A 2490-nucleotide genomic window follows, 5' to 3' on the forward strand; every position below is an offset into this window, starting at 1 on the left:
GAAGCAGCCGACGCCGGAGTCGGCGCCCAGGTAGTCGGCACCGTGGCACGAGGTGCAGGCGGCGGCGCTGTTGGCGCGCACCTCGGCGCCGTGCCGATCGCCGGCGGCCCAGCCCTCGGGGTGGTTGCCGTTGGGACCGTCGTGGCACTGGTAGCAGCTGACGGCGCTCCAGCCGCCGAGGTAGTCGGCGCCGTGGCAGGCGACACACGAGCCGGAGCCGTTGGCGACCACGAAGGCGCCGTGCTCCGGCTGGGTGGCCCAGTCGACCGGGTGCCCGCCCGGGCCGTCGTGGCACTCGAAGCAGCTGCGGCCCGAGGTGCCGCCCTGGAAGTCGGCGCCGTGGCAGAGGGCGCACGCGGTCGCGCTGTTGGCGCGCACGTTCGCGCCGTGCTGGTCGCCTGCGGCCCAGCCCTCGGGGTGGCCGCTCACGCCGGCGTGGCAGTCGAAGCAGCTGACGCCGCTCCAGCCGCCGCTGAAGTCCTCGCCGTGGCAGGGGATGCAGCCCGCGGTGCCGTCGGCGATGACGGCGGCGCCGTGGGCGTCGGGCTCGGCCCAGCCGGTGGGATGTCCGCCGGGGCCGTCGTGGCACTTGCTGCAGCTCGGGGCGCGGTCGTCGCCCTGCAGGTCTTCGCCGTGGCAGGTGCGGCAGCTGGCCGTGGCCCGGGCGGCGACGTAGGCGCCGTGGAAATCCGGATCCACCGCCTTCATCCAGCTGGGCGGATGGGCGGTCAGGTCGGGGTCGTCGACGCGCTCGGCGCAGCTGGACAGGAGCGCGCCCGCGCCGAGCAGGACCACGAGGGCGACGGCGAGGCGTGCGGTGCGGTGGCGGGCGGGATGCGTGGTGGCCATCTCAGCCTCCTTGGTGACAGCGGGCGCACGTCGGTTCGGCGGCCCCGGTCTCGTGGCAGGCGATGCAGCTCTCGATGTCGAAGAGCCCTTCGGCGGCGTGGCGGCCACCGCCCGCGGTGACCCAGTCGGTGCGCGAGTGGTCGCCCGGCAGCACGCGCTCGGCGAGGTGGCAGCTGCTGCAGAACTGGGGTTCGCGGTGGCACGTGGCGCAATCGGCCTCGTGGCCGCGGGCGTCGAGGGCGTGGTTGTAGGCGTAGTTCAGGTCGTGGCTGCGCGGCCGGATGTCGTCGCCGGCGTGGCATTCGGCGCAGGTCGTGCGGGTGTGGCACAGGAAGCACGCCTGCTCGTCCTGGCGGGCACAGACGCCGTGGGCGGACCGCCACTGGGCGCCGTGGTCGGCGGGCAGGAGGTCCTGGTCCGCCTCGTGGCAGAGGCGGCAGTCGGTGTAGCGATCGGCCGTGGCGTGGCACGCGCGGCAGTCGGGTTTGGTCGGCAGCACCGGATGCGCGGCCGCGGGATCGCCGTGGCAGGCGGCGCAGGCCATGTCGCGGGCCAGGTGCGCGGCGTGGCTGAAACGGCCGGCGCCGAAGTCGGGCCGCGGGTAGTCGCCGGCCTCGTCCACGTTGCTGTGGCAGGTGGCGCAGCCGGTGTCGTCGTCGACGTCGTGGCAGTCGGCGCAGACGTCCATGTCGGGCAGCAGGCGGTCGGAGGGCGACGCGCTGTCGCGGGCGTCCTCGTGGCACACGGCGCATTCGACCTCGTTCTCGAAGTGGAGGTCGTGGGGAAAGATGATGTGGTCCGGGCCGCCGTCCTGGGCATGGAGGCCCGTGGCGATCAGGACGAGCAGCAGGACGGGCAGCGTCAGGGTGCGGGTCATGGCAGGGACCTCCCCGTCCCGAGGCCGTAGCGGGAGCTGCCGGCCGCGCCGAAGACGTCGAGCCCCACGAGGAAGCGGACGTCCTGGTCGTAGATGGTGTTGGCCAGGCTCTGGACCTCGGCCCGCAGCTGCCAGCCGGTGCCCACGTCCCAGCGGACGCGTCCGGCGAGGGTGGTCACGTCGCGGTCCTGGTCGGCGGGGGCGTCCTCCACCAGGGCCCAGGTGAGCAGCGATGCCTCGCCCTCGACGCGCACGCGCGGATGGACCTGCGTGCCCCATTCGCCGTACCAGCAGTTCTCCTCGCCCGTGTCGCCCGTGCGCACCGAGTAGCCGATCCGGCCGCCGGGCACCAGGGCGGCCAGGCCCAGGCGGGTGCTGCTGCGGTCGCCGACAAACGAGCCCCAGGCCTCGATCTCGCCGCCGAAGCCCGAGGGCCAGCGGCGGCGGGCCGTGGCCCGGGCCAGCCGGATGCGCTCGAAATCGGTGAAGCGCGCGAACCACGAAGCGGCGTCCACCTGCGGCGTGCGGTCGACGTACTGGAACTCGAGTTCGGCGCCGGATCCGTGGCGCCACTGGCCCTGGGCCTGCAGGCGGGTCCAGGCCTCGCGTTCGAGATCGTACTCGGCCCGCGCGGCGCCGCGCAGGGCGCCCTGCCCGGGGGAGACGAGGCCGGCGCCGACGGGCCGCGCGGCCACGCGCCCGTTCCGCTCGCGGTAGGCACCAGAAAGGTCGATGCGCCAGCCCGGCACCGTACGCCAGCGGAT

3 protein-coding genes are annotated in these 2490 nt (G+C 74.7%); all 3 read right to left on the bottom strand.

Annotation, left to right across the window (positions count from 1 at the left end; genetic code table 11):
* A partial coding sequence (locus KDM41_17930) for a hypothetical protein (protein ID MCB1185302.1) occupies positions 1–849 on the bottom strand: 849 nt, incomplete at its 3' end.
* Position 850: 1 nt separating this feature from the next.
* Positions 851–1726, bottom strand: coding sequence for a cytochrome c3 family protein (locus tag KDM41_17935; protein ID MCB1185303.1), 876 nt, complete (start codon positions 1724–1726; stop codon positions 851–853).
* On the bottom strand, positions 1723–2490 hold a 768-nt coding region (locus tag KDM41_17940), incomplete at its 5' end, for a hypothetical protein (protein ID MCB1185304.1). The genes KDM41_17935 and KDM41_17940, both read right to left, overlap by 4 nt.

This window comes from bacterium (genome assembly GCA_020440705.1).
In the GTDB taxonomy this organism is placed as follows: Bacteria; Krumholzibacteriota; Krumholzibacteriia; order LZORAL124-64-63; family LZORAL124-64-63; genus JAGRNP01.

Excerpts from the sequence above, each read along its gene's own strand:
- KDM41_17935 (MCB1185303.1), bottom strand. The coding sequence starts at position 1,726 with ATGACCCGCACCCTGACGCTGCCCGTCCTGCTGCTCGTCCTGATCGCC.